Source organism: Brevibacterium sp. K11IcPPYGO002 (genome assembly GCF_050920635.1).
Classification (GTDB): domain Bacteria; phylum Actinomycetota; class Actinomycetes; order Actinomycetales; family Brevibacteriaceae; genus Brevibacterium.
In genome coordinates, this window is record NZ_CP131929.1 from 3,531,498 (window position 1) to 3,556,607 (window position 25,110).

General features: G+C 62.9%; 26 protein-coding genes and 1 tRNA gene. 15 read left to right on the forward strand and 12 right to left on the reverse strand.

The annotated features are described in order from the left end of the window. Position 1: 1 nt before the first annotated feature. Positions 2–601 carry an FABP family protein gene (locus QYM46_RS16235; RefSeq protein ID WP_169253979.1) on the reverse strand — a complete coding sequence of 200 codons (600 nt, stop codon included), beginning with the start codon at positions 599–601 and terminating at the stop codon, positions 2–4. A gap of 254 nt (positions 602–855) precedes the next feature. Then, complete coding sequence (locus QYM46_RS16240; protein ID WP_432789789.1) at positions 856–1,659, reverse strand: ammonia permease; 804 nt, start codon at positions 1,657–1,659, stop codon at positions 856–858. A 140-nt stretch (positions 1,660–1,799) separates the two neighbouring features. Between QYM46_RS16240 and QYM46_RS16245 the strand changes: the two genes are divergently transcribed. From QYM46_RS16245 to pstB, 8 genes are all read left to right on the forward strand, one after another. Next, positions 1,800–2,696: a winged helix-turn-helix domain-containing protein gene (locus tag QYM46_RS16245; protein ID WP_432789790.1), complete on the forward strand. Its 897-nt coding sequence runs from the start codon at positions 1,800–1,802 to the stop codon at positions 2,694–2,696. Further along, on the forward strand, positions 2,693–3,658 hold the full coding sequence (gene mshD, locus QYM46_RS16250) for a mycothiol synthase (protein ID WP_432789791.1): 966 nt from the start codon (positions 2,693–2,695) through the stop codon (positions 3,656–3,658). The genes QYM46_RS16245 and mshD overlap by 4 nt, the downstream gene beginning before the upstream one ends. 11 nt (positions 3,659–3,669) lie before the next feature. Beyond that, entirely contained in the window at positions 3,670–5,814 is a 2,145-nt protein-coding gene (locus QYM46_RS16255; RefSeq protein ID WP_432789792.1) for an RNA degradosome polyphosphate kinase, read from the forward strand. Further along, on the forward strand, positions 5,811–6,785 hold the full coding sequence (locus tag QYM46_RS16260; protein ID WP_432789793.1) for an NUDIX hydrolase: 975 nt from the start codon (positions 5,811–5,813) through the stop codon (positions 6,783–6,785). Before QYM46_RS16255 ends, QYM46_RS16260 begins: the two co-directional genes overlap by 4 nt. Before the next feature lie 235 nt (positions 6,786–7,020). Then, complete coding sequence (gene pstS / locus QYM46_RS16265; protein WP_432791753.1) at positions 7,021–8,121, forward strand: phosphate ABC transporter substrate-binding protein PstS; 1,101 nt, start codon at positions 7,021–7,023, stop codon at positions 8,119–8,121. A gap of 244 nt (positions 8,122–8,365) precedes the next feature. After that, positions 8,366–9,256 (forward strand): phosphate ABC transporter permease subunit PstC, encoded by an 891-nt coding sequence (gene pstC / locus QYM46_RS16270; protein ID WP_169253982.1) that lies wholly within the window; start codon positions 8,366–8,368, stop codon positions 9,254–9,256. 14 nt (positions 9,257–9,270) lie between these two features. Next, positions 9,271–10,410 carry a phosphate ABC transporter permease PstA gene (gene pstA, locus QYM46_RS16275; RefSeq protein WP_432791754.1) on the forward strand — a complete coding sequence of 380 codons (1,140 nt, stop codon included), beginning with the start codon at positions 9,271–9,273 and terminating at the stop codon, positions 10,408–10,410. 55 nt (positions 10,411–10,465) lie between these two features. Next, a complete protein-coding gene (pstB, locus tag QYM46_RS16280) occupies positions 10,466–11,245 on the forward strand; it encodes a phosphate ABC transporter ATP-binding protein PstB (protein ID WP_169253273.1) in 780 nt (259 codons plus the stop codon). 178 nt (positions 11,246–11,423) lie between these two features. On the opposite strand, the gene QYM46_RS16285 is transcribed toward pstB, so the two are convergent. Beyond that, the gene (locus QYM46_RS16285; RefSeq protein WP_432789794.1) at positions 11,424–12,077 is read right to left on the reverse strand and encodes a winged helix-turn-helix transcriptional regulator; all 654 of its coding nucleotides are present in this window, start codon (positions 12,075–12,077) and stop codon (positions 11,424–11,426) included. Positions 12,078–12,205: 128 nt separating this feature from the next. Here QYM46_RS16285 and QYM46_RS16290 point away from each other — a divergent pair, with 128 nt between their 5' ends. Further along, positions 12,206–12,766 (forward strand): dihydrofolate reductase family protein, encoded by a 561-nt coding sequence (locus QYM46_RS16290; RefSeq protein ID WP_432789795.1) that lies wholly within the window; start codon positions 12,206–12,208, stop codon positions 12,764–12,766. Between the two features lie 126 nt (positions 12,767–12,892). Further along, complete coding sequence (locus tag QYM46_RS16295) at positions 12,893–13,363, forward strand: DUF4383 domain-containing protein (RefSeq protein WP_169253276.1); 471 nt, start codon at positions 12,893–12,895, stop codon at positions 13,361–13,363. Between the two features lie 60 nt (positions 13,364–13,423). On the opposite strand, the gene QYM46_RS16300 is transcribed toward QYM46_RS16295, so the two are convergent. The 3 genes from QYM46_RS16300 to QYM46_RS16310 all read right to left on the reverse strand — a co-directional run bounded on the left by QYM46_RS16300 (position 13,424) and on the right by QYM46_RS16310 (position 15,989). Then, a complete protein-coding gene (locus tag QYM46_RS16300) occupies positions 13,424–14,437 on the reverse strand; it encodes an anion permease (RefSeq protein WP_432789796.1) in 1,014 nt (337 codons plus the stop codon). 3 nt (positions 14,438–14,440) lie between these two features. Continuing rightward, a complete protein-coding gene (locus tag QYM46_RS16305) occupies positions 14,441–15,061 on the reverse strand; it encodes a DUF47 domain-containing protein (RefSeq protein WP_101554682.1) in 621 nt (206 codons plus the stop codon). A 340-nt stretch (positions 15,062–15,401) separates the two neighbouring features. Next, positions 15,402–15,989, reverse strand: a complete 588-nt coding sequence (locus tag QYM46_RS16310; RefSeq protein WP_432789797.1) for a hypothetical protein — start codon at positions 15,987–15,989, stop codon at positions 15,402–15,404. A 175-nt stretch (positions 15,990–16,164) separates the two neighbouring features. Between QYM46_RS16310 and QYM46_RS16315 the strand changes: the two genes are divergently transcribed. The 4 genes from QYM46_RS16315 to QYM46_RS16330 all read left to right on the forward strand — a co-directional run bounded on the left by QYM46_RS16315 (position 16,165) and on the right by QYM46_RS16330 (position 20,355). After that, on the forward strand, positions 16,165–17,103 hold the full coding sequence (locus QYM46_RS16315) for a hypothetical protein (RefSeq protein ID WP_432789798.1): 939 nt from the start codon (positions 16,165–16,167) through the stop codon (positions 17,101–17,103). Positions 17,104–17,268: 165 nt separating this feature from the next. Next, positions 17,269–17,341, forward strand: a tRNA-Lys gene (locus QYM46_RS16320). A gap of 360 nt (positions 17,342–17,701) precedes the next feature. Further along, positions 17,702–19,006, forward strand: coding sequence for a hypothetical protein (locus QYM46_RS16325; RefSeq protein ID WP_432789799.1), 1,305 nt, complete (start codon positions 17,702–17,704; stop codon positions 19,004–19,006). A gap of 401 nt (positions 19,007–19,407) precedes the next feature. Continuing rightward, positions 19,408–20,355 (forward strand): DUF4041 domain-containing protein, encoded by a 948-nt coding sequence (locus QYM46_RS16330; protein ID WP_432789800.1) that lies wholly within the window; start codon positions 19,408–19,410, stop codon positions 20,353–20,355. A gap of 109 nt (positions 20,356–20,464) precedes the next feature. On the opposite strand, the gene QYM46_RS16335 is transcribed toward QYM46_RS16330, so the two are convergent. Beyond that, a complete protein-coding gene (locus tag QYM46_RS16335; RefSeq protein WP_432789801.1) occupies positions 20,465–21,202 on the reverse strand; it encodes a hypothetical protein in 738 nt (245 codons plus the stop codon). A gap of 95 nt (positions 21,203–21,297) precedes the next feature. Then, positions 21,298–21,858 (reverse strand): recombinase family protein, encoded by a 561-nt coding sequence (locus QYM46_RS16340; RefSeq protein WP_432789802.1) that lies wholly within the window; start codon positions 21,856–21,858, stop codon positions 21,298–21,300. Positions 21,859–22,105: 247 nt separating this feature from the next. On the opposite strand from QYM46_RS16340, the gene QYM46_RS16345 reads away from it, so the two are divergent. After that, positions 22,106–22,627, forward strand: coding sequence for a hypothetical protein (locus tag QYM46_RS16345; RefSeq protein ID WP_432789803.1), 522 nt, complete (start codon positions 22,106–22,108; stop codon positions 22,625–22,627). 287 nt (positions 22,628–22,914) lie between these two features. Here QYM46_RS16345 and QYM46_RS16350 read toward each other — a convergent pair whose 3' ends face one another. From QYM46_RS16350 to QYM46_RS16365, 4 genes are all read right to left on the reverse strand, one after another. Continuing rightward, positions 22,915–23,250 (reverse strand): hypothetical protein, encoded by a 336-nt coding sequence (locus tag QYM46_RS16350; RefSeq protein WP_432789804.1) that lies wholly within the window; start codon positions 23,248–23,250, stop codon positions 22,915–22,917. 270 nt (positions 23,251–23,520) lie between these two features. After that, positions 23,521–23,760, reverse strand: coding sequence for a hypothetical protein (locus QYM46_RS16355; protein WP_432789805.1), 240 nt, complete (start codon positions 23,758–23,760; stop codon positions 23,521–23,523). Positions 23,761–24,459: 699 nt separating this feature from the next. Continuing rightward, complete coding sequence (locus QYM46_RS16360) at positions 24,460–24,645, reverse strand: hypothetical protein (RefSeq protein WP_432789806.1); 186 nt, start codon at positions 24,643–24,645, stop codon at positions 24,460–24,462. Next, positions 24,642–25,013: a hypothetical protein gene (locus tag QYM46_RS16365; RefSeq protein WP_432789807.1), complete on the reverse strand. Its 372-nt coding sequence runs from the start codon at positions 25,011–25,013 to the stop codon at positions 24,642–24,644. The genes QYM46_RS16360 and QYM46_RS16365 overlap by 4 nt, the downstream gene beginning before the upstream one ends. Between the last annotated feature and the right edge of the window lie 97 nt (positions 25,014–25,110).

Here is a 25,110-nt window from a genome sequence, read left to right on the forward strand (position 1 = left end):
CTTAAGACAGCTTCTTCAATCTGGCAGAGGAGTGGGAGGCGAGTTCGTGGCCCATGGCTGCCATGTCCCAGGCCCACATGAGTTCGCCGCCGACGAGGCCGTACATCCGAGTCGAGGCGGTGTACTCCTTCGCGGTCTTGGTCCTGGCCACCACATCGGTGGCCAGATCGATGCGCGGGCCTTTGACGGTGCCGGCATAGAGCTCCATGACTCCGTGCGGGTGAACGATCTCCGCTTCGATCTCGAAGGCGTCGTCATTCGTGCGCAGGGTCTCGACCGCGGCGGCCGTAGTGAAGCTCTGGGGTTCGGTCGGCACCATCATTCCCGGGCCGACGTCCCCGTCGTCGTGCTGACGCACGAGCTGCCAGAAACCGGTCTCGAGAGTCAGGGTCGAGTCGAGTTCACCGGATTCGCCGAGCAGCCACGCATGCGCGGTGTACTGGAGGAAGGGCGTGCCCTGATGGGCGACGAAGTCGATGCGCTGGCCGAACTGCTTCTCAGGAGTGTCCGCATAGCCGACGACACCGACGCCTTCCCACGACCCGATCAGCCAGGACAGCGGGACGAGCTCGGAATGGACCGAGTCATCGAGTTCGATCACCATGAGGGATCAGCGGTTGTCTTTGAACAGCGCTGTGACGACCTTGACTCCGACACCCAGGGCGCCGAGAGCGGCGATGCCGACGAGGCCGGAGAAGACGATTTCGAGAGCAACAAGATTTTCCATGCCCTCAGTCTACAGTTCCCGGCAAAGCGATGTGCATTCAGCCCGACGACGCGAACCCCGGTCGTGCAGCGACGCGAACCCCGGTCATGCAACGACGCGAACCCCGGTCGTGCGGATCGGCGCGCAGGTCAGGAAGCGACGCGTTCGATCGCGTAGACGACGACTCCGCCGAGAGCGATCGGAGCGGCACCGAGGGCGAGCTGAACGGCGAAGCTGCGAGCCTTCTCGACGTTCTTCTTCACCTCGATGTTCTGCGAGGCCTCGAGGTTGGCGGCCTGGAACTTCGCATAGGCGACGAGCCCGAGCATCCGATCGACCGCCGCGACGAGCAGACCCATGACGACGCCGAGGATGAGCGCCGTGGCCAGGGAGAGCGCCGGTGCGAACACGAGCACCGACAGGATCCCCGCCACGGCCGTGGACATGGCGATGGCCAGCGGCGACGTGTAGATCGCCGGCCACGGCAGCGCGGTCATGCACTGCGCCACGATCAGCGAGGCGAGGCCGATGACGATGGCCTCCTTGTCACCGGGGATCGTGATCGCAGCGACCCAAGTGCTCGCCGACAGGACGATGACGAGGCCGGAGACCTGCGCGGACACGTTCGCCACGGCGTAGGAGGCGCCGATTCCGCGGGTGAGGTTCTGCACGAAGGTCCACAGCAGACCCAGGCCCGCCAGCACGGGCAGCCAGTCGAGGTAGGGAGCCGTGGAGTCGTGCCAGGCGGCGTAGAGACCGCCGACTCCGAAGAGGGCGAGCATGATCGACGTCGCCCGCGGCTGCGGGGAGTCCGTCAGGCGCGGCCAACCGTAGGCGACGCCGAAGACGATGAGCCCGGTCGCCAGCAGGAAGAGCGTATAGCCCCAGTACACGGAGGCGCTGAGGGCCAACACCAACACCAGGGCGACGGCTACTCGAATCCATCTGATCACAGCACTATCGTGCCTTATCCGATGACACCCACGGTAACCACCGGTGGTTGCGCGTCGGAGCAGCACCGGCCAGGGCATCGCTATAATCTTCCTCAGACGACGGGCTCAGAAGACGGGCGCCGAGGAGGTGGAGGCAGCACATGCGGATTCTGCACATCTGCCCCACGGCCAGGCTCGACGCCCCTTTGGCTCCCGAATCCCTGCAGTACCTCGGCCACCGAATCGACCGGTGCGGCGTCGAGGATCTGCCCGGCCGTCGGACCGACTCCGCTGCGGTCGACGTCGTCATCGTCGACGCCTGTCTCGATCTGTCCCTGGCCCCGCGCATCGCCGAACTCCTCGCCGAGGCGCGGATCACCGCCCCCATCATCGTCGTCCTCGGAGAGGGCGGACTCGCCACGGCCTCGGCGAAATGGCACGTGGCCGACCTCATCCTCACCACGGCCGGCCCCGCCGAGGTGGAAGCGCGGCTGCGCGTGGCTCGTGATCGTCACATCGCTTCATCGGCCGCCCACTCCGGCGGCGGCTTCCTCGGCGGTATGCATGCCGGGGCCGGCCGTGCCGGGGCGAAGGGCGGCGCCGGGAGCTGGCGGCCGGTGCGCACCGGCCGCGGGACCGTCGGCACGTCCAGAGAGAGCGGATTCGAATTGTCCGGCCGCCTCGGCGACGCGGACGAGGAACTGGTGAACGCCGACGGCGAGCCGATGGTCGTCGTCACCGGAGACCTCCGCATCGACGAGACGGCGTTCACCGCCGAGCTCAGCGGACGCAGTCTCGATCTGACCTACCGAGAATTCGCTCTGCTGAAGTTCTTCGCCATGCACCCCGAACGCGTCTTCACCCGCGACGACATCCTGCTCGCGGTCTGGGGCGATGACTACTTCGGCGGCACTCGCACCGTTGACGTGCATGTTCGCCGCCTCCGTGCGAAACTCGGCAAAGACCTTGAGAACGCCATCCACACCGTGCGCAACGTCGGTTACCGCTTCAGCGCCGACAGCGTCACAGACACAGATTCAGAGGACGAGACGGCATGAGAATCCAGGCCAGCGGAGCAATCGCCTCCACTTCGATCGACCCCCTCACCGAGGATGAGCTGACGTTACTCGAGGACGTGGCAGCGACCGACGGTGCCCCGGAGGTCTCCGGCGGGCTCATGGCCGTCGCCACCGGCGAGGACACCGCCCACGCGGCGCAGACCGCGTCGAGCATGTGGCGCGTGTTCGACGGTGAGACTCTCATCGGCTTCGGGATCCGGGCCCTGCAGGGCGATCGTCACGCCGCAGAGTTCCTCATCGCCCCCGACCACCGCGGCCAGGGGTTCGGTGAGCGGCTGCTGAGAACGATCCTCGACGAAGAGCCCGAAGCCTGGTGCTGGTCGCACGGTGACCATCCGGCTGCGGCCCACCTCGCGCAGAAGTACGGTCTCGGCCGTGACCGGGTGCTCTATCAGATGCGCACGGACATCGGGCTGAGTCTCGACGCCCTCCCCGAGACTCGGAGTCCCGACGGGGTCGAGATCCGGTCCTTCGCCCCCGGTGACGAGGACGGCTGGCTGGCCGTGAACAACTCCGCCTTCGACTGGCATCCCGAACAGGGCGGCCAGACCCGGGCCGATATCGACGCCGTCGTGACGCCTGCGGATTTCGACCCGAACACCTTCATCATCGCCGCCCGCGGCGGTGAGGTCATCGGCTTCCATCAGACGAAGATCACGGACACGGATGATCAGGGTCGCCTCGGCGAGGTCTATGTCGTCGGCGTCGATCCGCGCATCCATGCCAAGGGCGTGGGCAAGGCGCTGACGGTCGAGGGGATGCGGCGGATGGTGGCCGCCGGTGCCGAGACGATCGAACTCTACGTCGAATCGGACAACGCCCCGGCGCTAGGCTTGTACGAGCGGCTGGGATTCCATGTCGCGGTCGCGCACGTGGCCTATGCACCGGCCTCCACCGAGGTCACCGGCACTGATTCGGCGAGCACGGCGTCGAGCGAGTAAGGAGCAGATCGTTGTACGACATCGCAGCGTCAGGAAATGAGCTGGGACTGCCCGACCCGGCGGATCGCTTCCTCGATCGCGAACTCAGCTGGCTGGCCTTCAACGAACGCGTCCTCGACCTCGCCTCGGATCCGGAGATCCCGCTGCTCGAACGCGTCCGGTTCCTCTCGATCTTCGCGACCAACCTCGACGAGTTCTTCATGGTCCGCGTCGCCGGCCTCAAACGCCGCATCAACACCGGTCTGGCCGTGCCCAGCGTTACCGGGCGCATGCCCGCGCAGGTCATGCACGATATCGGTGTGCGCGCATTCGAGCTGATGAGCCGGCATGCCGCGCTGCTCAAGGACGATATCGGTCCCCGCCTCGACGCGGAATCCATCACGAAGGTCCAGGTCGAAGACCTCACCGAGGATGAGCGCCACCGCGTCGACGAATTCTTCTTCGGCCACGTCTACCCCGTCCTCACCCCGCTGGCCGTCGATCCGGCGCACCCGTTCCCCTACATCTCGGGTCTCTCGCTCAACCTCGGTGTGCTCCTGCGGTCGCCGGAGACGGGCAAGGAGTTCTTCGCCCGGGTCAAGGTTCCCCCGCGCCTGCCGCGGTTCTTCAATGTCGCCGAGGCGACCGACCGACCCGCCGGACGCGACGTCCCAGCCCGCTTCGTCGCCCTCGAGGACATCATCGCCGAACACCTCGGGACTCTGTTCGACGGCATGGAGATCGTCCACCATTCGACCTTCCGCGTCACCCGCAACGAAGACCTCGAGGTCGAAGAGGACGATGCGGAGAACCTGCTCAAGGCTTTGGAGAAGGAGCTCCTGCGACGGCGTTTCGGACCGGCCGTGCGGATGGAGATCACGGAGAACATCCACCCCCGCGTGCTCGAGATGCTCAAGGACGAACTGGGCATCCACGACTCGGAGATCTACCACCTGCCCAGCCCGCTGGATCTGTCCGGCATGTCCGATATCGCCGATGTCCCGCGCGATGATCTGCACTATCCGAAGATGGTCCCGCAGATGAACAAGGATCTGTCGCTGCGGGAGTCCAGCGACCAGGTCGACGTCTTCGACGCGGTGGCCAGTCGGGACATCCTCCTGCACCACCCCTATGATTCGTTCTCCACGAGTGTGCAGGCCTTCCTCGAACAGGCCGCCGCGGACAAGAACGTGCTGGCGATCAAGCAGACGCTCTACCGGACCTCCGGAGACTCGCCGATCATCGACGCCCTCGTCGACGCCGCGCAGGCCGGAATCCAGGTGCTCGCCGTCGTCGAGATCAAGGCCCGGTTCGACGAGGAGGCCAACATCACGTGGGCCCGCAAGCTCGAGCGCGCCGGCGTTCACGTCGTCTACGGAATCGTCGGGCTCAAGACGCATGCGAAGCTCTCCCTCGTCGTCCGCCAGGAGGCCGACGGGCTGGCCAGGTACTGCCACGTCGGCACCGGCAACTACCACCCGAAGACCGCCCGCGGCTATGAGGACTTCGGGCTGCTCACGCGCGATCGGGCCGTCGCCGATGACCTGACGAAGCTGTTCAATCAGCTCTCCGGCTATGCGCCGAAGTCCGAATACTCACGGTTCCTCGTCGCCCCCAGCACTGTGCGCACCGGACTCATCGACCTCATCGACTCCGAGATCGCGATCGCACAGTCCGGCGGAGCGGGGCAGGTGCGGATCAAGGTCAACTCGATCGTCGACGAAGCCGTCATCGATGCCCTCTACCGGGCTTCCCAGGCCGGGGTCGCCGTCGAAGTCTTCGTCCGCGGGATCTGCGCCCTGCGCCCGGGCATCGACGGCCTGAGCGAGAACATCACCGTGCGTTCCGTGCTCGGACGCTTCCTCGAACACTCCCGCGCCTTCGTCTTCGGCAACGACGGCGACCCGATCGTCTACATCGGTTCAGCCGATATGATGCACCGCAACCTCGACCGGCGGGTCGAAGCGCTCGTGCAGATCGTCGACGACGGACACCGGGCAGAGATCATCGAACTCTTCGACCTCGTCTTCGCTCCGACCACCTCGGCGTTCGACCTGGCCGGCGACGGCAGATGGACACGGCGGACCCACGACGACGAAGGAAACCTCCTCGGCGACTACCAGACGGAGCTCATCCGTCGGCACCGGACCCGTCGGCGAATCGGGGAAGAGGCGTGAGCCCGTCCGAGGTCTCCTCGGCGCAGGCGTCATCACGTGTCACGGCCGATGTCCTGGCCGCCGGGGCCGTGTGCTGGAGACACGGTCCGAAAGGTCTCGAGGTGGTGCTCATCCACCGCCCGAAATACAACGACTGGTCATGGCCCAAGGGCAAGGTCGACCCGGGAGAGACCCTGCCGGAAGCCGCGATCCGCGAGGTCAAGGAAGAGACGGGGTTCGACATCCGCCTCGGCATTCCTCTTCCCTCCGCCGCATACACGGTCGGCAAGAACACGCAGAAGAAGGTCTTCTACTGGTCGGCCGAGGTCAAGGACCAGTCCGCCTTCGCCCCGGTCAACAAGCGGGAGGTCGACACTGCCGGCTGGTTCCCCGTCGACCAGGCCCGCTCGAAGCTGACGTCGTTCGCGGATCGGGAGCAGCTCGACGCACTCGAGAAGTTCGCGCAGACGGATGCTCTGCGGGCGTGGCCGCTCATCCTCGTCCGCCATGGGAAGGCGTTCCCGCGGGCGAAGTGGTACGAGACCGAGCATGTGCGGCCGCTGCTCAAACTCGGCACCCGACAGGCCATGGCGCTGACCGGACTGCTGGGAGCCTGGGGCGTCCGCAAGCTCGTCTCGAGTCCGTGGAAGAGGTGCATGGCGACGCTGACTCCGCTGTCGGCGGCGACGGGCAAGTCGATCAAGAAGGTGTCGACGCTCAGCGAGAAGGCGACCGCTGCGAACCCGGACAAGGCCGCCCGCTATATCGAGAAGCTGCTGGCGAAGGGCAAACCCGTCATCTACTGCACGCACCGGCCGGTGCTGCCGACGATCTTTGCCGTCTACGCCGCTCACGCCCCGAAGCGCGTGGAAGCCAAGCTGCCGAAGAACGATCCGTACCTCAAACCCGGCGAGGTCCTCATCGCCTATGTGCGTCCCGGGCCGGTGCCGCGCATCGTCGAGATCGAACGCGTCCGCCCCATCGACAGCTGATCGGGGTTCGCAGCCACGGCGGACCGCCTCGGTGAGGGACTGCCGGTCCCGACAATGATCCTTTCATGAAACTGATACGGCCTGTGATCGAGCACTCACGGCGGCTCCAACCCTTCTCCGCTCATTCACTTCCCATTCATGTTCGAACTCCTTGCACTTCACGCGTGGTCTTTAGCGTGGATGACGAGCAATCGAGAACTCTCGAGCTGTGTCCACAAACATGAAAGGCATCTTCGTGAAGATGAAGCATCTCGCCCCCTCCGCTGCGATCCTCGCGGTCGGCGCCATCACCCTCTCGGCCTGCGGCGGCCAGTCCGCAACCGGTGAAGAGGCCTCCGGCGGCAACAGCGACCTGCAGGGCACCCTGACCGGCATCGGCGCCTCCTCGCAGAAGGCCGCCATGGATGCCTGGACAGCGGACTTCACCTCGCAGAACTCCGGTGTGACCGTCAACTACTCCCCCGACGGATCGGGTGCCGGTCGTGAACAGTTCCTCGCCGGCAACGCGCAGTTCGCCGGTTCCGACGCCCACCTCGACGACGACGAGGTCAAGGCCGGAGAGGAAGCCTGCGGCGCCGACGGAGCCTACGAGTTCCCCGTCTACATCTCCCCCATCGCCGTGACTTTCAACGTCGAGGGAGTCGATGAGCTCAACCTCTCCCCCGCAACGATCGCGAAGATCTTCAAGGGCGACGTCACGAACTGGAACGACGAGGCCATCAAGGCCGACAATCCGGACGCCGACCTGCCTGATCTCAAGATCACGGCTGTCCACCGCGCCGACGACTCGGGCACCACGGAGAACTTCACCGAGTACCTCAAGGCCACCGCCGAGAAGGACTGGGACGCCGAGGTCGACGGCAACTTCCCGAAGGAGTACGGCGGCGAGGCCGCTCAGGGCACCGACGGTGTCATCCAGACCGTCTCGGACACCGACGGAGCCATCGGCTACGCGGATGCCTCGGCCGTCGGTGAGCTCTCCACCGCCAAGGTCAAGGTCGGCGAGGAATTCGTCGAACTCTCCCCGGAAGCCGCCTCGAAGGTCGTCGACGCCTCCGAGAAGGTCGAGGGCCGCAGCGAAGGCGACCTCGCCTTCGACCTGGCTCGCGACACCACCGAGTCCGGCGCCTACCCGATCGTCCTCGTGTCCTACCACCTCGTCTGCTCGTCCTACAAGGACCAGGAGACCGTGGACATGGTCAAGGCGTGGGAGAAGTTCGTGGTCTCGGAAGAGGGACAGAACTCCGCTGCCGATTCCGCCGGGTCCGCACCTCTGTCGGACGACCTGCGCACGCAGATCGAAGAAGTCATCGACTCGATCAAGGTTGAAGGCTGAGTTCAGCCTCTGACCTGGAGAAATAGCCAGTCGGGAGCGGCGCAGAATCCCTGCGCCGCTTTTCCGCGCCTGTGGAACCACCCCGGTTTCACCACAAGTCACATGAGGAGCACTTGTGCCGATCAGCACACAGACCACTGAGTCGGGCCCCACAGGGCCGGGCTCCACGTCCGAGTCCGGGCAGAAGCCGCCGCAGACCCCCGCATCTCGGCAGCAGAAGGCCGTCGTCCGGCCCGGCGACCGCATCTTCTCCGCCGCCACACTCATCGCCGGCATCCTGATCCTGGTGATCCTCGCCGGAGTCGCCCTGTTCCTTCTGGCGCAGTCGAAGGACACCATCGCCGCGCAGATCAGCGATCCCTCGCAGATCACGGGCGGCAAGGGCTTCTTCTCCTACGTCTGGCCGCTGGTCATCGGCACGCTCATCTCCGCAGCCATCGCGCTGATCGTCGCGACTCCGTTCTCGTTGGGCATCGCGCTGTTCACCACGCACATGGCCCCGCGCAGGCTCGCTCCGGTGCTCGGGTACGTCATCGACCTGCTCGCGGCCATCCCCTCGGTCGTCTACGGCCTGTGGGGCATCGCACTGGCCGGCAACCTCACCGGCTTCTATCTGTGGCTGTCGACGTGGTTCGGCTGGATTCCGATCTTCGCGCCGGCCGCAGACGGATCCGTGTCTCAGACCGGCCGCACCCTGCTCACCGCCTCGCTCGTGCTCTCGATCATGATCCTGCCGATCATCACCTCCCTGACGCGCGAGATCTTCCTCCAGACCCCGCGTCTGCAGGAAGAGGCGGCTCTGGCCCTCGGCGCCACCCGCTGGGAGATGATCCGTATGGCCGTTCTGCCCTTCGGCAAGTCCGGAATCGTCTCGGCCACGATGCTCGGTCTCGGCCGCGCCCTCGGTGAGACCATGGCCGTGGCCATGATCCTCTCGCCCGGTGTCCTCACCGCGTCGCTCGTCGTCAGCGGCAACCAGACCATCGCCTCCGAGATCGCGCAGAACTTCCCCGAAGCCGCGGGACTGCGCCTGTCCGAGCTCATCACGGTCGGCCTCGTGCTCTTCGTCATCACCCTGCTGGTGAACATGGGAGCCCGCGCCATTGTCGCCCGCACCTCGGTGAAGGGAAGTTGAGACCAATGACCACCATGAACACCACCCCCGAGGCGACTGCCTCGAAACCGGCGAAGCTGACCTCCAAGCAGCTGCCGAAGGCCACCCCGTGGATCGTCGCCATCGCTGCGATCATCGTGGCGATCATCATCAGCTACATCGCATTCGGCGGCTTCAACATCCCCATCGTGGCCGTCCTCGCCGGACTCATCAATGCGGTCGCCGTCTTCGCGGTCTCCGCCTCCTACGAAGGCCGCCGCAAGGCCGTCGACCGAATCGCGACCACCATCGTCACCTCGACGTTCGTCCTCGCATGTGTTCCCCTCGTCTCACTGCTGTGGCTGACGGTGTCCAAGGGCGGGTCCGCCATCAGCGGCGACCTGCTCACCCGCACCATGCTCGGCATGAAGGGCGTCCTCGATCAGCAGTACGTCGCCGGTGAGGCGTCTCTGGCCGGCGGCTTCTACCACGCCATCGTCGGCACCGTGCTCATCACACTCGCGGCCTGCATCATCTCGATTCCGATCGGCGTCCTCACCGCCATCTACCTCGTCGAATACTCGAACAAGAACCGTCTGGGCAAGGCGATCACCTTCCTCGTCGACGTGATGACCGGAATCCCCTCGATCGTCGCCGGTCTCTTCGCCTTCGCGCTGTTCTCCACGATCGCGAATGTGCTCATGCCCAGTTCCGCGGGAATCGCGAAGACCGGTTTCACTGCGGCGGTGGCACTGTCGGTGCTGATGATCCCGATCGTCGTGCGCAACACCGAGGAGATCCTCCGCCTGGTGCCGATGGACCTGCGCGAGGCGTCCTACGCTCTGGGCGTGCCGAAGTGGAAGACGATCGTGAAGATCGTTCTGCCCACCTCGGTGTCGGGAATCCTCTCCGGTGTCACCATCGCCATCGCCCGCGTCATCGGTGAGACCGCGCCCATCATGGTCACCGCCGGGTTCGCGAAGACACTCAATTGGAACCTCTTCTCCGGTTGGATGTCGACGCTGCCGACGTTCATCTACGACTCGCAGCTGCGCCCGGTCTCGCCGGGAGCCGCCGCCCTGGCCAGCTCGGAACGAGCTTGGGCAGCAGCCCTCGTGCTCGTCGCCCTGGTCATGGTGCTCAACCTGCTCGCCCGCATCATCGCGAAGGTGCTAGCGCCGAAGGCCGGCCGCTGACCGGCGACTGCCCACAGACGTCCAGACTCACCCATTTCCAAGGATAGGAAACACAATGTCCAAGCAGATCGACATCAAGGATCTCGACATCTTCTACGGCGACTTCCGAGCCGTCGACGGAGTGGAGATGCAGATCAAGCCGCGCTCCGTCACCGCCTTCATCGGCCCCTCCGGCTGCGGCAAGTCCACGGTGCTGCGCACGCTCAACCGCATGCACGAAGTCATCCCCGGCGCCAGCGTCTCCGGCGAGGTCCTCATGGACGGCAATGACATCTACGGCGCCGGCGTCGATCCCGTCAACGTCCGCCGCGAGGTGGGCATGGTGTTCCAGCGGGCGAACCCGTTCCCGACGATGAGCATCAAGGAGAACGTGCTCGCCGGTGTGCGTCTGAACAACAAGCGCCTGTCGAAGACCGAAGCCGACGATCTCACCGAGCGCGCCCTGCGCGGGGCGAACCTGTGGAACGAGGTCAAGGACCGACTCAACCTGCCCGGTTCGGGTCTCTCCGGCGGTCAGCAGCAGCGTCTGTGCATTGCTCGCGCGATCGCCGTCGAACCCGAGGTCCTGCTCATGGACGAACCGTGTTCGGCCCTCGACCCGATCTCGACCCTGGCGATCGAGGATCTCATCAACGACCTCAAGGACAAGTACACGGTCGTCATCGTCACGCACAACATGCAGCAGGCCGCTCGCGTGTCCGACAAGACCGCGTTCTTCAACATCGCCGGCACCGGCAAGCCCGGAAAGCTCATCGAGTTCAACGAGACCTCGACGATCTTCTCGAACCCTGACAAGGAAGAGACCGAGAACTACATCTCCGGTCGCTTCGGATGATCTGAAGGCGCGGCGAACGCCCCGGCGAACCCTTGAGTGGGTGCGCCGGGGCTGTGTCGTTGGCTGGACTCCCTGTCGACTGAAGGTCCGTGGTCAGGTCTCCTGCCGGAGGCGCCTGACTGGAAGCGTCCTGCCTTTCGCCATGTCATCGAAGGGAGGGGCAGGCTGCTCGGGCTGTTCAGATCTCGGGCGGTGCGTCGCCGACGCTGTCATCGAGGGGAGCACGGAAAGCACGAACGAACTCTGGAACCAAGGACTCTTCGCCGTCGACCGTCACCGCCCCGGCCGCAATGGCCGCCTCCGCGTCGCCGTCGGCGAGGAGTCCACGCAGGCCAGGCCCACCGATGAAGAGCTGAGCGGCCGGATCGGCGCCTTCGCCCACGCTCACTCCCGACTCGTTCACCTCAGCGTGGGCGACTGCCGGGCCTGCCGTCACTTCGACACTGAACGGGCGCACTTCCACCTCGGTTCGAGAGGTGAGAAGCGCGGCCGCCAAGGAACTGCCTGTCGGGATCTCGCCTTCCCGCGGAGCGTCCATGCGGCGTGAGCCCCAGCGGCCGAGCTCGATGAGCACCGGACCGAGATCCGAACCGTAGTCGCTCAGGCGATAGACGACGCTGCGCCCATCGATGCTGCGTTCGACGATCTCGGCAGATTCGAGTTCGCGCAATCGCGTGGTCAGGAGGTTCGAGGGGATACCGGGGTTTCCCTGCCGAAGGTCGTTGAAGCGCTTCGGACCGACGAGGAGATCACGGAGGAGGATGAGTGACCACCGCTCCCCCAACACCTCGGCTGCCCGAGCCAGCCCGCAGTACTGTCCGTACGATCTCATGGTTGACAGCATAGCAATAGCAGTTCACTATTGAAACTACGGTTCACTTTTTGAACTCTTGTGGACTACGAGGGCCCCGGCCCGCACGAAACTCAACGGCCCGCACCACACTCAATGAGGAGATCACCATGCCCCGCACCGTCCTCGCCGCACTGTTCCAGTCACTCGACGGGATCGCATCCGATCCGTTCAACTTCCAATTCGACTCCTTCGACCAAGAGATGGGCGAGTGGATGACCACTGCCATCGGTGGCGTCGATGACTGCATCCTCGGTCGCGTCACCTATCAGGAGTGGGAGGGCTACTGGCCGAACCACACAGAAGGCGAGGACGCACCGTTCGCCGACTTCATCAACTCGACTCCCAAGCACATCGCCTCGACGACACTGTCGCAGGCCGACCTCCGGTGGGAGAACTCGACTCTCATCCAGGGGGACCTCGTCGACTTCGTCCGCGACCTCAAAGCCGGCGACGGCGGCAAGATCGCCGTCGAGGGATCGATGTCGATCGTTCGGCAGCTCGTCGAAGCGAACCTCGTCGACGAACTGACCGTGGCCATCCACCCGGTCGTCGCCGGCAGCGGAAGGTCCCTCTTCGAGGGAGGAACGACGACACGGTTGGTCCTCAAGGATGTGCAGCGGACCAGCAAGGGCAACCTGCTGGCCACCTACGGTCCGTTCCCCGGCTGACCTCACGGCACCCCGGAACGGCATCGAGCGTGCCTGCCGCGAAGAATTTCTGCTCGGAACACCCATCCGGCGACGGCCCGGCTCCGAATCGACGAGCAAAGAGAACATCTCGTCGAAAGGACTGTCATGACCACGCCAGACTCCGCCTCCCACTCCGAGCCGCTGCTCGCGAAGCCCTCGGCCGGACGCACCCCGGTCCAACTCGTCGCCGGCGTCTTCGGCGCCGTGTTCCTCCTGGTCGGAATCCTGGGCTTCATCCCGGGAATCACCGCGAACTTCGACACCATCATGTTCGCCGGGCATCATTCCGAAGCGGCGCTGCTGGGGATCTTCCAGGTCTCCGTGCTCCACAACGTCGTCCACGTGCTCTTCGGAGTCGTCGGTCTGCTGGCTCTGCGATCGCGCGGACTGGCGAAGAGCTATCTCATCGTCGGCGGCATCATCTATGCGGTGCTGTGGATCTACGGTCTCATCGTGCCGATGGAATCGATGGGCAACTTCGTGCCGCTCAACACCGCCGACAACTGGCTGCACTTCGTCCTTGCGGTGGCGATGGTGACAACCGGCATCGTGTTCGGTCGTCGTTCGCGTCCGTGAACCAGCGCTGAACCGATCTGTCGTCAAGGCGGTCGCTGGGCTCCGAACCCTCTGCAGGGGTCAGAGCCCAGCGGCCGCCTTGACGATCCACCCGAGCACCACGGCCAGCAGCGCGGCGGCCGGGATCGTCAGCAGCCAGACGCCGAACATCGGCAGGAAGTATCTCGCTCTGGCGTGACCTCTGCGTCCGGCGTATTGGGTGCCGAGGATCGATGAGCCGAGCACGAAGGTCAACGACACCGGAACCCGCATGATCAGCGCTGCGGTGTACATGAGGATCGCGGCCGCGCCGTCGGCGATGGAGGATTTGAGTGGGTCGAGGCCGACCATGCGCACGGACAGCGTCTGGACCACTCGCCATCCGCTCAGTCCGGTGCCCAGAGCCAGTGCCGCGGCGATGAGGAGGCGCACCGGCCAGGAGATCTCGACGATGGACAGACCGTCGTGCGGAGTCGCCTCGACGGCGAGGATCCCGACCATGACCAGGGCCGCAACTTTCTGCGCGTCCTGGACTCCGTGGACAAGCGACAGCGACGCAGTGAGCACCGAATCGACCATGCGTGCGCCCCGGAACAGCGGTTTCGGTGGGGTCGAAGCCAGTGACTTCGACAGGATGAGCGTGAGCACCCATGCCAGGATGAACCCGAGGATGGGTGAGAGCACCAGCGGCCACACGACGTTGTTCATCGCATGCTCGGCGTTGACGGAGAAGCCGAAGACGATCCCCGCACCGAGCAGACCGCCGATGAGACAGTGAGTCGACGACACCGGCAGCGCCAGATAGTAGGTGAACAGACTCCACGTCGTCGCCGCCACGAAGGCGATGATCAGACTGGTGAGGATGAGTTCGGCCGAACCCGAGAAGAGCACGATCTGATTGGCCACGACGATGGCGATTCCCTCACCGAGGAGGGCTCCGATGAAGTTGAAGACGACAGCCAGGCTGAGCGCCCACCCGGGACGCATCGCTCGGCCGACGACCGCATTGCCGACAGTCAGAGCGGCATCGTGGAATCCATTCGAGCCGGCGAAGATCACCGCGGCGATGACGACTGCCGCCAGGAGCAGCTCCACGGATTACGACTCCTTGATCGCGATGGCTGCTACGACTTTGCCGAGTTCGGTGAACCCGTGGGCGGCCCGAACGAAGGCCTGCCCGAGTTGGGAGACCGCCGCCATGTAGGTCAGTCCCCGTTTGGAGTTCGGCACCGCGTCCGACATCCGCCACTGCAGGCTCTCGACCTGGTAGGTCAGCCGGTTGATCGCGTCGACATAGTCCCACTGGTCGAGCTTGCCGGGCAGTCTGGTGATCATCCGCGAGGTGTGGTCCGTCTGGTTCGACAGCACGGCCAGGGTCTCGGGGACGCCGGACGGCAACGGGTCGAAGGCTCCGGAAGCGAGAACGTATCCGACTCCGTGCAGCCGGTGGCAGATCTCGCGCATGTGGTGGCTGAGCAGGTAGAGGTCATTGCGGTCGAACGGGGTGATGTAGTTCTCGCGCAGCGCACGCAGCATCGCGCCCATGTCCTCATCGGCCCTGTCCCCGATCTCGCGAAGACGGTCGGCGACGTCGCGTCGTTCGCTGATTTCGATTCCGGAGAGTTCGGCGAGCACCAGGTTGCACTGCCGCATCTGAGAGACGAGATCGGACAACCGCTCATAGAACACCTTGTCCTGCGGTACCCGCTTGAGCCGCATGCGCTCCTCCTGCCCGGGGCCCGGACAAGCCGGACGAATATGCATGATGCCTCAATGATATGTGCCGGACGCTGAACCGAGAGCGCCTCTCGGCGGAAGGCCGCTCGAAGCGGCTGAATTTGGAGCCCGGGGCTTCAGCGATCCAGCGTCCGGTGGCCCGAAGGCCACCCCCTACGATACTCGTTCGTGCTCATGAGTCCACCGCCGAGGCGGCTCTTCGTCCGTTGACAATCTCACAGTCGATGTCGTGGTCGGGTGGGAATATCCGGTCCCGACGGGGAACGCGCTCATTTCATTGGGCGGGGCCGCCTCGGGGAGGGAATTCCCGGCGGGCCGAGTATCAGTCGAGACCGCCTCGACGATGGGCGACGGCCGCGTCGGACAGGTCCTGGGACAGCTGGCGCAGGCGGGCTCCGGTGGCGTGGTCGTCGGTGCCCGCCGCGCAGATGCCGACGAAGGCGGCGGCGCGCAGCAGCGCGATGACGACGTCGCCGCGGAAGGCGCCGACGAGGATCTCGTCGATGGCGTGGGCCACCTCGTCGGGGCCGGCGGGCAGTTCGACGCCGGCGAGGATCTCGTCGTAGCCGATGCCCTCGGTGATGCGACGTTGGCCGTCGGAGAACATCTCGGCGAGTTCGCGAGGCGAGGACTTGATCCATTGGCGCAGGGCGTAGAGGCGCCACAGTGCGCCGGGTGCGGAGACGGCGGGAGCGGCGGACCACATCTCGGCGATGACCTCGAAGCCGATGTCATCGGCGAGTTCGACGAAGCGCCTGGTGGCAGCCTCGTCGCGGTTGCCTTCTGAATCGCCGAGCAGCAATGCTGCGGTCGCGTGCGAGGTCTCCGACCGGGCGACGGGATCGTCGACGGCACCGACGGAGTCGAGGTCGGCCAGGAGAACGGGACGGTGGAATGCGCGCTGTGACATGGTCAGGGCAGTTTAGTCCCTGCCGGGGTGCGCGGACTAGGACGTGGAGCACATTCGGGCTTTCTCCGCACGGTCAGGTTCTGCTCGCGGGACTCACAACGGACGCTATTAAACTTGAGGATGATTCGTGACTGCGACCCGCAGCCGTGAGTGACCGAAACGAGGAGGAACTCTCGTGGCAAAATCATCAGTGGCGAAGAAGGGCCTCGACAAGGCTGCGAAGTTGGCAGTCAACGACGACGGCACCCTCAATCCCCGCGCCCAGTCGATGTTGTCGCGTCTGCTGTCCGTGCAGCGCCCCGTCGCGTTGGCCTATGTGCGCAGTCTGCGCCGCCGACACCCTGACGCGACCCCCGAAGAGCTCATCACGATCATTCGTCGGCATTACCTGGCCCTGACGACCTCGGGAGGTGCGGCAGTCGGCGCGACCGCGGCCGTTCCGGGATTGGGCACGACGGCTGCACTCGGTGTGGCCGGGGCGGAGACCGCCGGATTCCTCGAGGGCACGGCGCTGTTCGCGCAGGCGATCTCGGAGATCCATGGTCTGCCGGTGGCCGACGCCAAGCGGGCGAACGCCCTGGTCCTCGGCCTCATGTTGGGCAAGGACGGGAAGAACCTCGTGCAGAAGTTCAGCAAGCAGAACGGCGGCGTGGAGTCGATGTTCGGCAGCTGGGGCGCCACCGTGACCAAGCAGCTGCCGGCTCCGCTGGTCGATCTGCTCGTGCGCAAGCTGCGCAAGACCTTCATCCGCAAGTTCGCCGCCCGTGCCGGAGGGTCGTTCGTCGGTCGGCTGCTGCCCTTCGGCGTCGGGGCGGTCATCGGTGCCGTGGTGAACGCGCAGATGGCGCGGAAGGTCTCTGCGGAATCGAAGGAGGCCTTCGGTGCTGCGCCGACGATCTTCCCCATCGAGACCGATCCCGAATATGTCGCGCCGAAGAAGGACCGGAAGCTGCTCGCGGGGCTGCGCAATGTCCGTGCCCTGGCCGGGAAGCTGAAGAAGGACAGAGCCATCGAGTCCGAGGTCATCGAACCCATTGCGCCCGAAGAGCTCGAATCGCCGGACGGTGTGCCTCGCACGTACACCGCAGAGGATCGTCGGGGACTGGAGAAGTAGGGCCGCCTGGGACCGATCAACCCGTTGCCGGTTCCGACTTTCGGTTGCCGGCCAAGGCCCGTCGAGAGCGGGCTGCGGGTTTGAGTAATTCGGGCGCGAACCTCTACTATTAGTTCGTCTCCATCATGTGTCAGCGGGCCGGTGTCCTGCAGTGATGATGGGGCGGGGCCTCTAGCTCAGTTGGTAGAGCAGCGGACTTTTAATCCGCGGGTCGTGGGTTCGATCCCCACGGGGCCCACCTGAGAAAACAGCGCCTCACCAGGCATTATGCCGGTGAGGCGTTCTCATGCACGGACTGCAGGATCTGTCAAATTTACCCCCGTTTCAGCCCCAATCACTATGAAGACTTGCATTAAACTTGCATTCTGGTGAGCAGAGACGCGTCGCCTGCCAGCACAGACACTCGGACTGCCGCCGAACGCCACTGCGAAGGTGAGAACTCAGCTTCAGGACTTCTCTTCTTGCTTGCGAACGTCGAACGATCCACCGAGTGACCTGCAGCGTCAAATTAACGAACCATGACTCAGTAGCCGGTCCCGACCGCAAACAGCAGGCAGTCACCCCCCAGGTCTAACCCGCTTCCCCACAATGAAGACGAGTGAACTATATTCGTCATAAGGCAATATTTCGCATCACGCAGTTGGAGGAAGCAGTGGGGCGCAAGCGGGGGTTCTTCGCGGAAATGCAGCATCAAGCGAAGTTGGCAGAGCAGCGGCAGCGAGCGGCGAATCGGCAACGCGAAGCCGCCGCCAGGAAAGCCGAGCAAGCAAAGCGTGCCGCTGCCCGAGCCGAGGCAGCCGCACAGCGCGCAGCCGAAGCAGACAAGAAGCGCATGGAACGAGAAGCTGCTGCGGCTCGGGTAGCCGCAATGCAAGCTCAAGTTGATTCAATGAATGTCCGGCTAGATGAGTACTACAAAGAGTTGGACACGCTGCTGGATGCGACGCTGCAGGTGGATGACTACGTCGATCTCGAAAAGCTCCGCACAGTCGTCAAACATCCTCCGTTCAAACACGAAGCCCTACGGAATCCAGTTCCACGGCCCGACCCCATCCCCACGCCTCAGCCACCGACTCAGGTTGAACCGGTGAAGCCTACCGGCATATTTGGTCGGAAGAAGAAGCTTGCAAGGGCTCAGGCCGATGCGGACTCGGAAAATGCTCAGCGCTACGCACAATGGCAGGCATACGTAAATTCGCTACCGAAGCTTCGTGCCGATCAAGAGGCCCAGTACAACGCTGCTGAGAATGAGCGCCAGAAAAGACTCGCAGCAGAACTGGCCCAATACCAGCATGAGTGTGCCGAACGAGAGCTGAAGGTTCAGCAACAGAACGCAGCCCTGGACGAACTGATCGCTGGGCTTGGGTACGGTACGGTCTCCGCGGTCCAGGAATACGTTGGAATCGTCCTAGCAAACTCCGTTTACCCAGACGATTTTCCTGTAACTCACGATTCGGCCTTTGACCCTGCAACTGCGGAGTTGAAACTTGATGTCGGAATCCTTGCGCCTGAATCGATCCCGACCACAAAAGCCTTTAGGTATGTAAAGTCGTCAGACTCGTTGTCCGAGTCTCAGCTATCTCAGAAAGCTCTGAAGGATAGATACCTCGGTATCGTGTGCTCAGTTGCCTTGCGAAGCCTGCACGAAGTATTTGAAGCTGACCGACGCGGACTCATTCAATCTATCTCGCTGAAGCTCGGGACTAACACCACGGACCCGGCGACTGGTCACGAGACTTTCATCCCGTTCGTCGCGGTGGCTTCGAGTCGTGAAACTTTTGAATCGCTAGATCTGTCGGGAGTGATCCCCTCGGCCGCCCTTTCACACCTTGGAGCCGTAGTCTCAAAGAACCCATACGGTCTGATCGGCGTCGATGGAAGCGGCGTCAGGCGCGCGCAGTGAGCAAACTAGTATTCAATCCGCCCCCAGGATGGCCGCGGCCGCCTCGGGGCTGGACTCCCCCAAAGGGATGGTCACCTGACCCCTCTTGGCCTGAGCCGCCTACTGGTTGGAAGCTTTGGATCGAGGAGAACGAGCCCTCGGCCAAGGCCGATCTCTCGACACCCGAACCGCCGGCACCTCCCGTACTTCCCAAAAGACCTGCGGAGCCTCCTACATCATCCGTCTCGGCACCCGATGACAGAATCTCAATACTGGAAGCTGAGAACGCACGCCTGAAAGCACAACTCTCAACGCTTCAGAGTGAGTCTGTAATCGAGCTCGATGACGCACATGTTTTGCAGGCCGTTGGCATCTACCGGTATCACCATCCTCTTGAAACTGCGGCCAATTACCAGGAACAGTTGAAGAAGGTTGAAGGCGAGGCCGCAGAACTGGTTCGCTCTAATCGCGCGATTGCAAAGTCGGAGCTTTTCACTTTCAATAATTCACTGGCTCAGGGAAAGAAGCTTTCGAACGATCTTGGCCGGCTAATGTTGCGAGCTTATAACTCAGAGGTCGATAATGCTGTACGGTCGTTGAAGGCTGGCAACGTCCTCACTGCTAAGAAGCGCGTTGAGGCTTCGAGAACTTCAATCGCGAAACTCGGCAAGCTTATGGAAATGCACATCACCGATGAGTTCCACGCAGTTCGAATTGAGGAAATTGAACTGACCGCTGATTGGCTGATGAAGAAACAGGAAGAACGCGAAGCGGCGCGAGAAGAACGAGCTCGTCTACGCGAAGAACGTCGCGTGCAGAAGGAGCTAGAAGAAGAGCGCGCTCGGCTAGATAAGGAGCACGCGCATCTGCTTAACGCTCTTCAGGCACTCCAAGCTCAGGGAAAATCAGACGAGGAACTAAAACGCCGGCTCGGTCTTATCGATGAGGCAATTGAGCAGAATGATTACCGAGCCGCAAATATTCGGGCTGGATACATCTACGTAATTTCTAACGAAGGCGCGTTCGGCCCCGGTGTGGTGAAGATTGGCCTGACTCGCAGGCTCGAGCCGACCGAACGAATCTCCGAGCTAAGCGGCGCGTCCGTGCCCTTCCGGTTCGATACACACGCCCTGTTCTTCTCAGAGGATGCAGTGACGTTGGAGAACGAATTGCACCACCACTTCGCTTCACGAGCATTGAATCAGACCAACGCCCGAAAAGAGTTCTTCTTCGCCACGCCAGAGGAAGTACGTAACGTTCTCCTGGAACGCGTAGGAAACATTCTTGAGTTCTCGGCAGATGCTGAGGCAACCGAATATCGCCAGTCACTTCATGCTTGGCCGCAGGAAGCTGCATCCCGGCGGATTTGATCCGCCATTAGGCTTCACCGGGAAGTACCCGAAGGCGCCTGTTCAGACCAGTTCAGTACCTGAACTTCACCTCCGGACATTGGCAATGACTTGCAGAGTGCTTGCGGAGCTAGGAAGGTACGTGGGTACGCTGGTCCCAAAGTTCGAAGGTAGCGTGGGTCAGCGCAACACCGACGCCCATGAGGTCGTTCATCGCGGTGTATGGATTCGCGGGCTTAGGCATCTTCGCCGCCCAACGCATTGCGTGCGCGTGTCCACTGCAGAGACGCCAGAGGCCCAGTACTTGCATATGGCTGCAACGATCGTCTTTCTCCAGAATTCGCGACACGTCGCCCACAATCCAGGTGTCTGTGGGCTTTTCCTTGGGCACCAGTCCAAACTTCTTGCGCTGCTCGGCAATGCGGGTTCGTTCGCGATTGATCTCATGCTCGAGCTGCATGCTGGTCTGATCGTTATCCTTCAGCAGAGGCGCCTGAAAGGCCTCGATATTGGTCAAATTGCTTTCCAGCAAGCTTAGCCCCCGGCTTATACGACGTTGATATTTGGTCGGAGACAACAGCCAATAGGCAGTGCTAGCAGCAAGGATCGGTGCGCGAGCTATCACGAATGTGGCCATTTCGTGAAACTCCTGCGACTCATGCTCATAGAGCTTGAGTAGGGCCGCCAGGTTATCGACCGACGCGACCAAGGCAGTCCAAGCGAGTTCGGGTGTTTGCGCTTCGACGTCTCGCGAAAGTTGGCAACCCGGGAGAACATCCGGCGGCACTTTAGTGCGTTCGTCCCACTCGCGGATCATCGGGGCGTACGCGTCGAATATCGAGTCATCCATGTACTGTTCGCTGTCCATGAAACAAGTAAAGCCACGCATTATGAGGTTGTCGATACCAGGGATATAACGAACGCCCCGGCTCTATGGGTCGGGGCGTTAGTGGTTTCGATGGCTCAGATACCCTTAAAGGCTGTGTAGAGAGTCTGCCTTGATACGCCTAGTTCTTTGGCTAGGTCGGAAACTGGCACGCCTGCCTCGCGCCGCCGGGCGGCTTCTTCCACCTGCTCGGGGGTGAGCGCTTTCTTCTTGGCGAAACGGCCCTGAGCCTTGGCGATCTCGATACCCTCGGCCTGTCGCTCTCGGATGGTCGTCCTTTCCAGCTCGGCGAATGCACCCATTACTGTAAGCATGAAGCGACCTTGCCCGGTCTTGACGTTCATGTCGGGGGTGTCGATGAACTCGACGCTGACACCTTTGTCGCTGAGTTCCTGGACGATGGAGAGCAGGTCGGTGGTTGACCGTGCGAGACGGTCAATCGACTTGACTCTCACCACGTCGCCCTCGCGCACGTGTCCGAGCATGGCCCCTAGCGCGGGGCGCTTGCGATCTTTGGCGCTGATCTTCTCGGTGAACAGTTTGTCGTATCCGCCTGCTGCGTCGAGCGCTTCGAGCTGGCGGGCTTCGTTCTGGTCGGCCGAGCTGACTCGGACGTAGGCGACGGTGTGCGCGTTCATGGTCACTTCCTAATCTACTATCGTGTCAAGGCAACTTTAGAACTCCTTGGAATGCGTGTCAAAGAAATTACGATGCACTTCCCTAGACTTCAGTTTTGGCGGCTCCAGGGATCGCCTGATCGCGTCAGAGCACGTACACTTCCCTTGACAGACACAAGGCGACACGCAGCTGATTTATCAAGCTCGATAGAGCGAATCGGTTGAGCATGAACTACATTTGGGCTTACTCAAACGAAAGGGAGTCGTGATGCCATTCTTGGACAATGGGCCGGGGTACTCAGACGAGGCAGTTACAGGCCAGCTGCAGGGCGGGAAGCAGGAACTGACAGAGAAAGAGCAAGGCATTGCCCGCGCCTCTTGGATGCGCGCGTATTCCGAGAGGAAGTCAAAGCAATTGGGTGGACTCGCGATACCGGCAGCGGCCCTTGGCCTATCGACAGCGATCGCTTCCGCTGAAATAGTGGCATGGTTTGCCTGGCTCGGCGTGGCAGCGGTGCTTGGGGTTGGAGCGTTCATGACGCACCAGTTGTACATCTCCAGAGGCATAGAAGCGACAGAAGCGGCGGCCGCCGTACATGAATACAGGGCCAGTGGCTGCCCCTGCAACCCGACGAATGCCCCGGATGCCAACGCGCCGGCGGATAGCCAGAGCGGCAAAGAGTTGGCAGACAACGGCAATGAGCCAGCGGTTGAACCGAATCAAAACGAGTCGACGGATGACCAGAACAAGGATTGCAGAGGGGGCACCACCCCTCCCCCCGGCCACTAACTCCACCGGTGGGTCATAGCAGGAATGGACGCTCCCACTTCAGAAGCCCGTAGTTGTTACTCGATCCCATCCAGGAGTAACTAAGGGGACTCGACTAGTGGGTGGTCAAGGCGTGTTCGGTCGAGGGGTGGGGGCCTTAAAAATCGGCCCCCACCTATTCCTATGGCGTGTGGGTCACGAAAAAATTTCAGAAGTTCAGAGAAGTCCGTGAATACAAGAACGCCCCCGGCCTAAGCCGAGGGGCGTTCTCAGTTCAGATGTTCGTCAGGTGAGTCACCCGCGTCACTTCACCAGGTGGCCGGATCAGCGAATACGGGTTCGGGCGGCATTGTCGCCGTGGTCTCGAAAGCGCGGACGCGGCGGAAGCGTTCTGCAGTCCAGTTGTCGTGGGCGACCTTGAACCGAGCGTAGGCTTCGCGATGGGCGGCTCCGGCTTCCCATTCGGCCTGCGCTTGAGCTTTGGCCTCACTGTCAGCTTCGCGTTGCTTCGCAGTTTCGGCGGCGTGTGCTTCGCGGCGTGCGACGACCCGAGGGTCATCGGGAACTCTGAAAGCTTCTTCGACGGTCGAGGACGTTAGCCCGACGGGGTCGAGACGGATGCCGTCGAAGACGTGTTCGCCCATGCCGCCGGACGGCTCCGAATATCGGGGGTGCGAGTTGTCGATACCGGCACCGCGTGCAATTGAGGCTATCTCGCCTTTAAGGACGGTGACGGCATTCAGCTCTGCCCATGCTTCGGCAGCGATAGGCGCAAGCTTCGCCGCGTATCGGCGGATGAAAGCGTTCCGGTCGAAATCACGTATAGCCTCGGCGCGGTCTTGCATCTGAGCAAGGGCGAGCGCCCGGTTCGCCTCGGCGGCTTCAGTCTCGGCTTCCGCGACGGCTGAAGATCGTTAGGCGACCATGCGTTCATACCAGGTGATCGTGGCGGTAAGTTCGGCTCCGTCATGCGCCCAATTCTTCGGCTTCGACTTGGCCGTCTCGGCTTTGGCTTCATGGTCTGCGAGGTTCTGGCGAGCCGTTTGGAGTTCCGCCTGAGCTTCGGTTAAAGCCTCCCGGGCCTTGGCAAGTTTGGAGTCGGCTGCTTCGGCGGCTGGACGGTGCTGGTATTCGTTCTCATGAGTGATGTTCAAATTCGTTCCTGTTCGTATTGGATTGGTGTGTTTTAGATGACCGGGGAGCCAGGGCATCCAACTGGTGCACCGTTGACTCCAGGTCGGGTAGAAGCCCTCACGCGACAGCGGAGACCGCGTATTGAGGTGCCGTGTACTGAGTGAGCCTGCACCAGCCGTTGACAGCAAGGATCGGAAACTTCGAGACGATCCGAGAGCAAGGTAAACAGGGCGGCTTCACGTTTGAGAACCCAAGCTGGTGCCCCCATGCGCCCTGACTGGAACAGCGCGGGCATAGCCCTGCGCGGTAGTACCAGGACCTCACTCGCGACCATTTCTCTGCCTGTCGTGGCGTTTCAGGCGACCAGGTAGATTGCGAGGGGGAATGTTCGGGAATGTCTGCTGGTCGCGTAGAAGCCCTAGTTTCATGCGGCTCTGTGGGCAGCGGGCCTAACCCCCACGAATCGGCCAAGTCGTCAGAGCTGGGCCCACCGTTGATGGGCGCTAGTGCCTGAGCTCCGATCCACTTGTCAGCGAATCCGCCCGGCCCCGTCTCGGGGCCGCGCACCAGCCCCGAATCGCCACTGTTGCTTTCCGCGCCCCCGTACCAGTACAGGTCGCGTTCGCCGTCCCCGAACTCGATCACGGCGACGGGTACAGATATTCGCAGTTTGGCAACCTCGGCGACTTTGCCGTCTACGGTCACTTGGTCTCCTATGTTCATTTGGTCTCGCTTTCGATCTGGTTAATGAGTTCCAACACCACGTCCAGCTCGTTGAGGTAATGCTCCATCTGCTGCTCACGGCGGGAGTCGGGCGCGCGCAGCTCTTTGAGCTCTAGCCGGTCGAACCGGCGTTCTAGGTAGTTCGCGTAGTTGTGGAGGACTTGGGCGTTGAGGTTCGTCAAGCCGCGACCTCCGGTTCGCCGCCGGTCACTACTGCGTCCGCCCAAGGCCAGACACCGGAGGGCAGTTCGATTCGTTCATGGCCTCGGAACTGTCGGTCACTGAATGCTTCGACAGCAGCGGCAACTCGTTCCCCCACGACGTCTTCGGGGACAAGGAGAACTTCTAGCGCCGGGCGGTAGAACGTGCTCGTGTAGGCGGCTCCGTCGCGCATGCCAGCAAGGCACGATGCGTCCAGCTGGGCACTGCCGTGCATCGTCAAATGGTGGCCTCGGGCGACAAACGTCAGGGGACTATTCACTCCAAGAGTGAAGAAGTCACCGGGCTCAAGATCTCCGACCTTGATGTATTCCAGATTGCTTTGATCCATCTGTAATGCTCTCTAACTCTCGGGCCGAGCCTTTTGCTCGGTGGCATGGGTGTTCACCTCCTTTGGGTGTGTCGAGAGTTGTATCGACTGAATTGCT

Bases quoted from the DNA above. Each gene is read 5' to 3' on its own strand.
- QYM46_RS16245 (WP_432789790.1), top strand. From the start codon at position 1,800: ATGCGGATTCTGCACATCTGCCCCACGGCCAGGCTCGACGCCCCTTTG.
- mshD (WP_432789791.1), top strand. From the start codon at position 2,693: ATGAGAATCCAGGCCAGCGGAGCAATCGCCTCCACTTCGATCGACCCC.
- pstA (WP_432791754.1), top strand. From the start codon at position 9,271: ATGAACACCACCCCCGAGGCGACTGCCTCGAAACCGGCGAAGCTGACC.
- pstB (WP_169253273.1), top strand. From the start codon at position 10,466: ATGTCCAAGCAGATCGACATCAAGGATCTCGACATCTTCTACGGCGAC.
- QYM46_RS16285 (WP_432789794.1), bottom strand. From the start codon at position 12,077: ATGAGATCGTACGGACAGTACTGCGGGCTGGCTCGGGCAGCCGAGGTG.
- QYM46_RS16290 (WP_432789795.1), top strand. From the start codon at position 12,206: ATGCCCCGCACCGTCCTCGCCGCACTGTTCCAGTCACTCGACGGGATC.
- QYM46_RS16295 (WP_169253276.1), top strand. From the start codon at position 12,893: ATGACCACGCCAGACTCCGCCTCCCACTCCGAGCCGCTGCTCGCGAAG.
- QYM46_RS16305 (WP_101554682.1), bottom strand. From the start codon at position 15,061: ATGCGGCTCAAGCGGGTACCGCAGGACAAGGTGTTCTATGAGCGGTTG.
- QYM46_RS16310 (WP_432789797.1), bottom strand. From the start codon at position 15,989: ATGTCACAGCGCGCATTCCACCGTCCCGTTCTCCTGGCCGACCTCGAC.
- QYM46_RS16335 (WP_432789801.1), bottom strand. From the start codon at position 21,202: ATGGACAGCGAACAGTACATGGATGACTCGATATTCGACGCGTACGCC.
- QYM46_RS16340 (WP_432789802.1), bottom strand. From the start codon at position 21,858: ATGAACGCGCACACCGTCGCCTACGTCCGAGTCAGCTCGGCCGACCAG.
- QYM46_RS16345 (WP_432789803.1), top strand. From the start codon at position 22,106: ATGCCATTCTTGGACAATGGGCCGGGGTACTCAGACGAGGCAGTTACA.
- QYM46_RS16350 (WP_432789804.1), bottom strand. From the start codon at position 23,250: ATGGGCGAACACGTCTTCGACGGCATCCGTCTCGACCCCGTCGGGCTA.
- QYM46_RS16365 (WP_432789807.1), bottom strand. From the start codon at position 25,013: ATGGATCAAAGCAATCTGGAATACATCAAGGTCGGAGATCTTGAGCCC.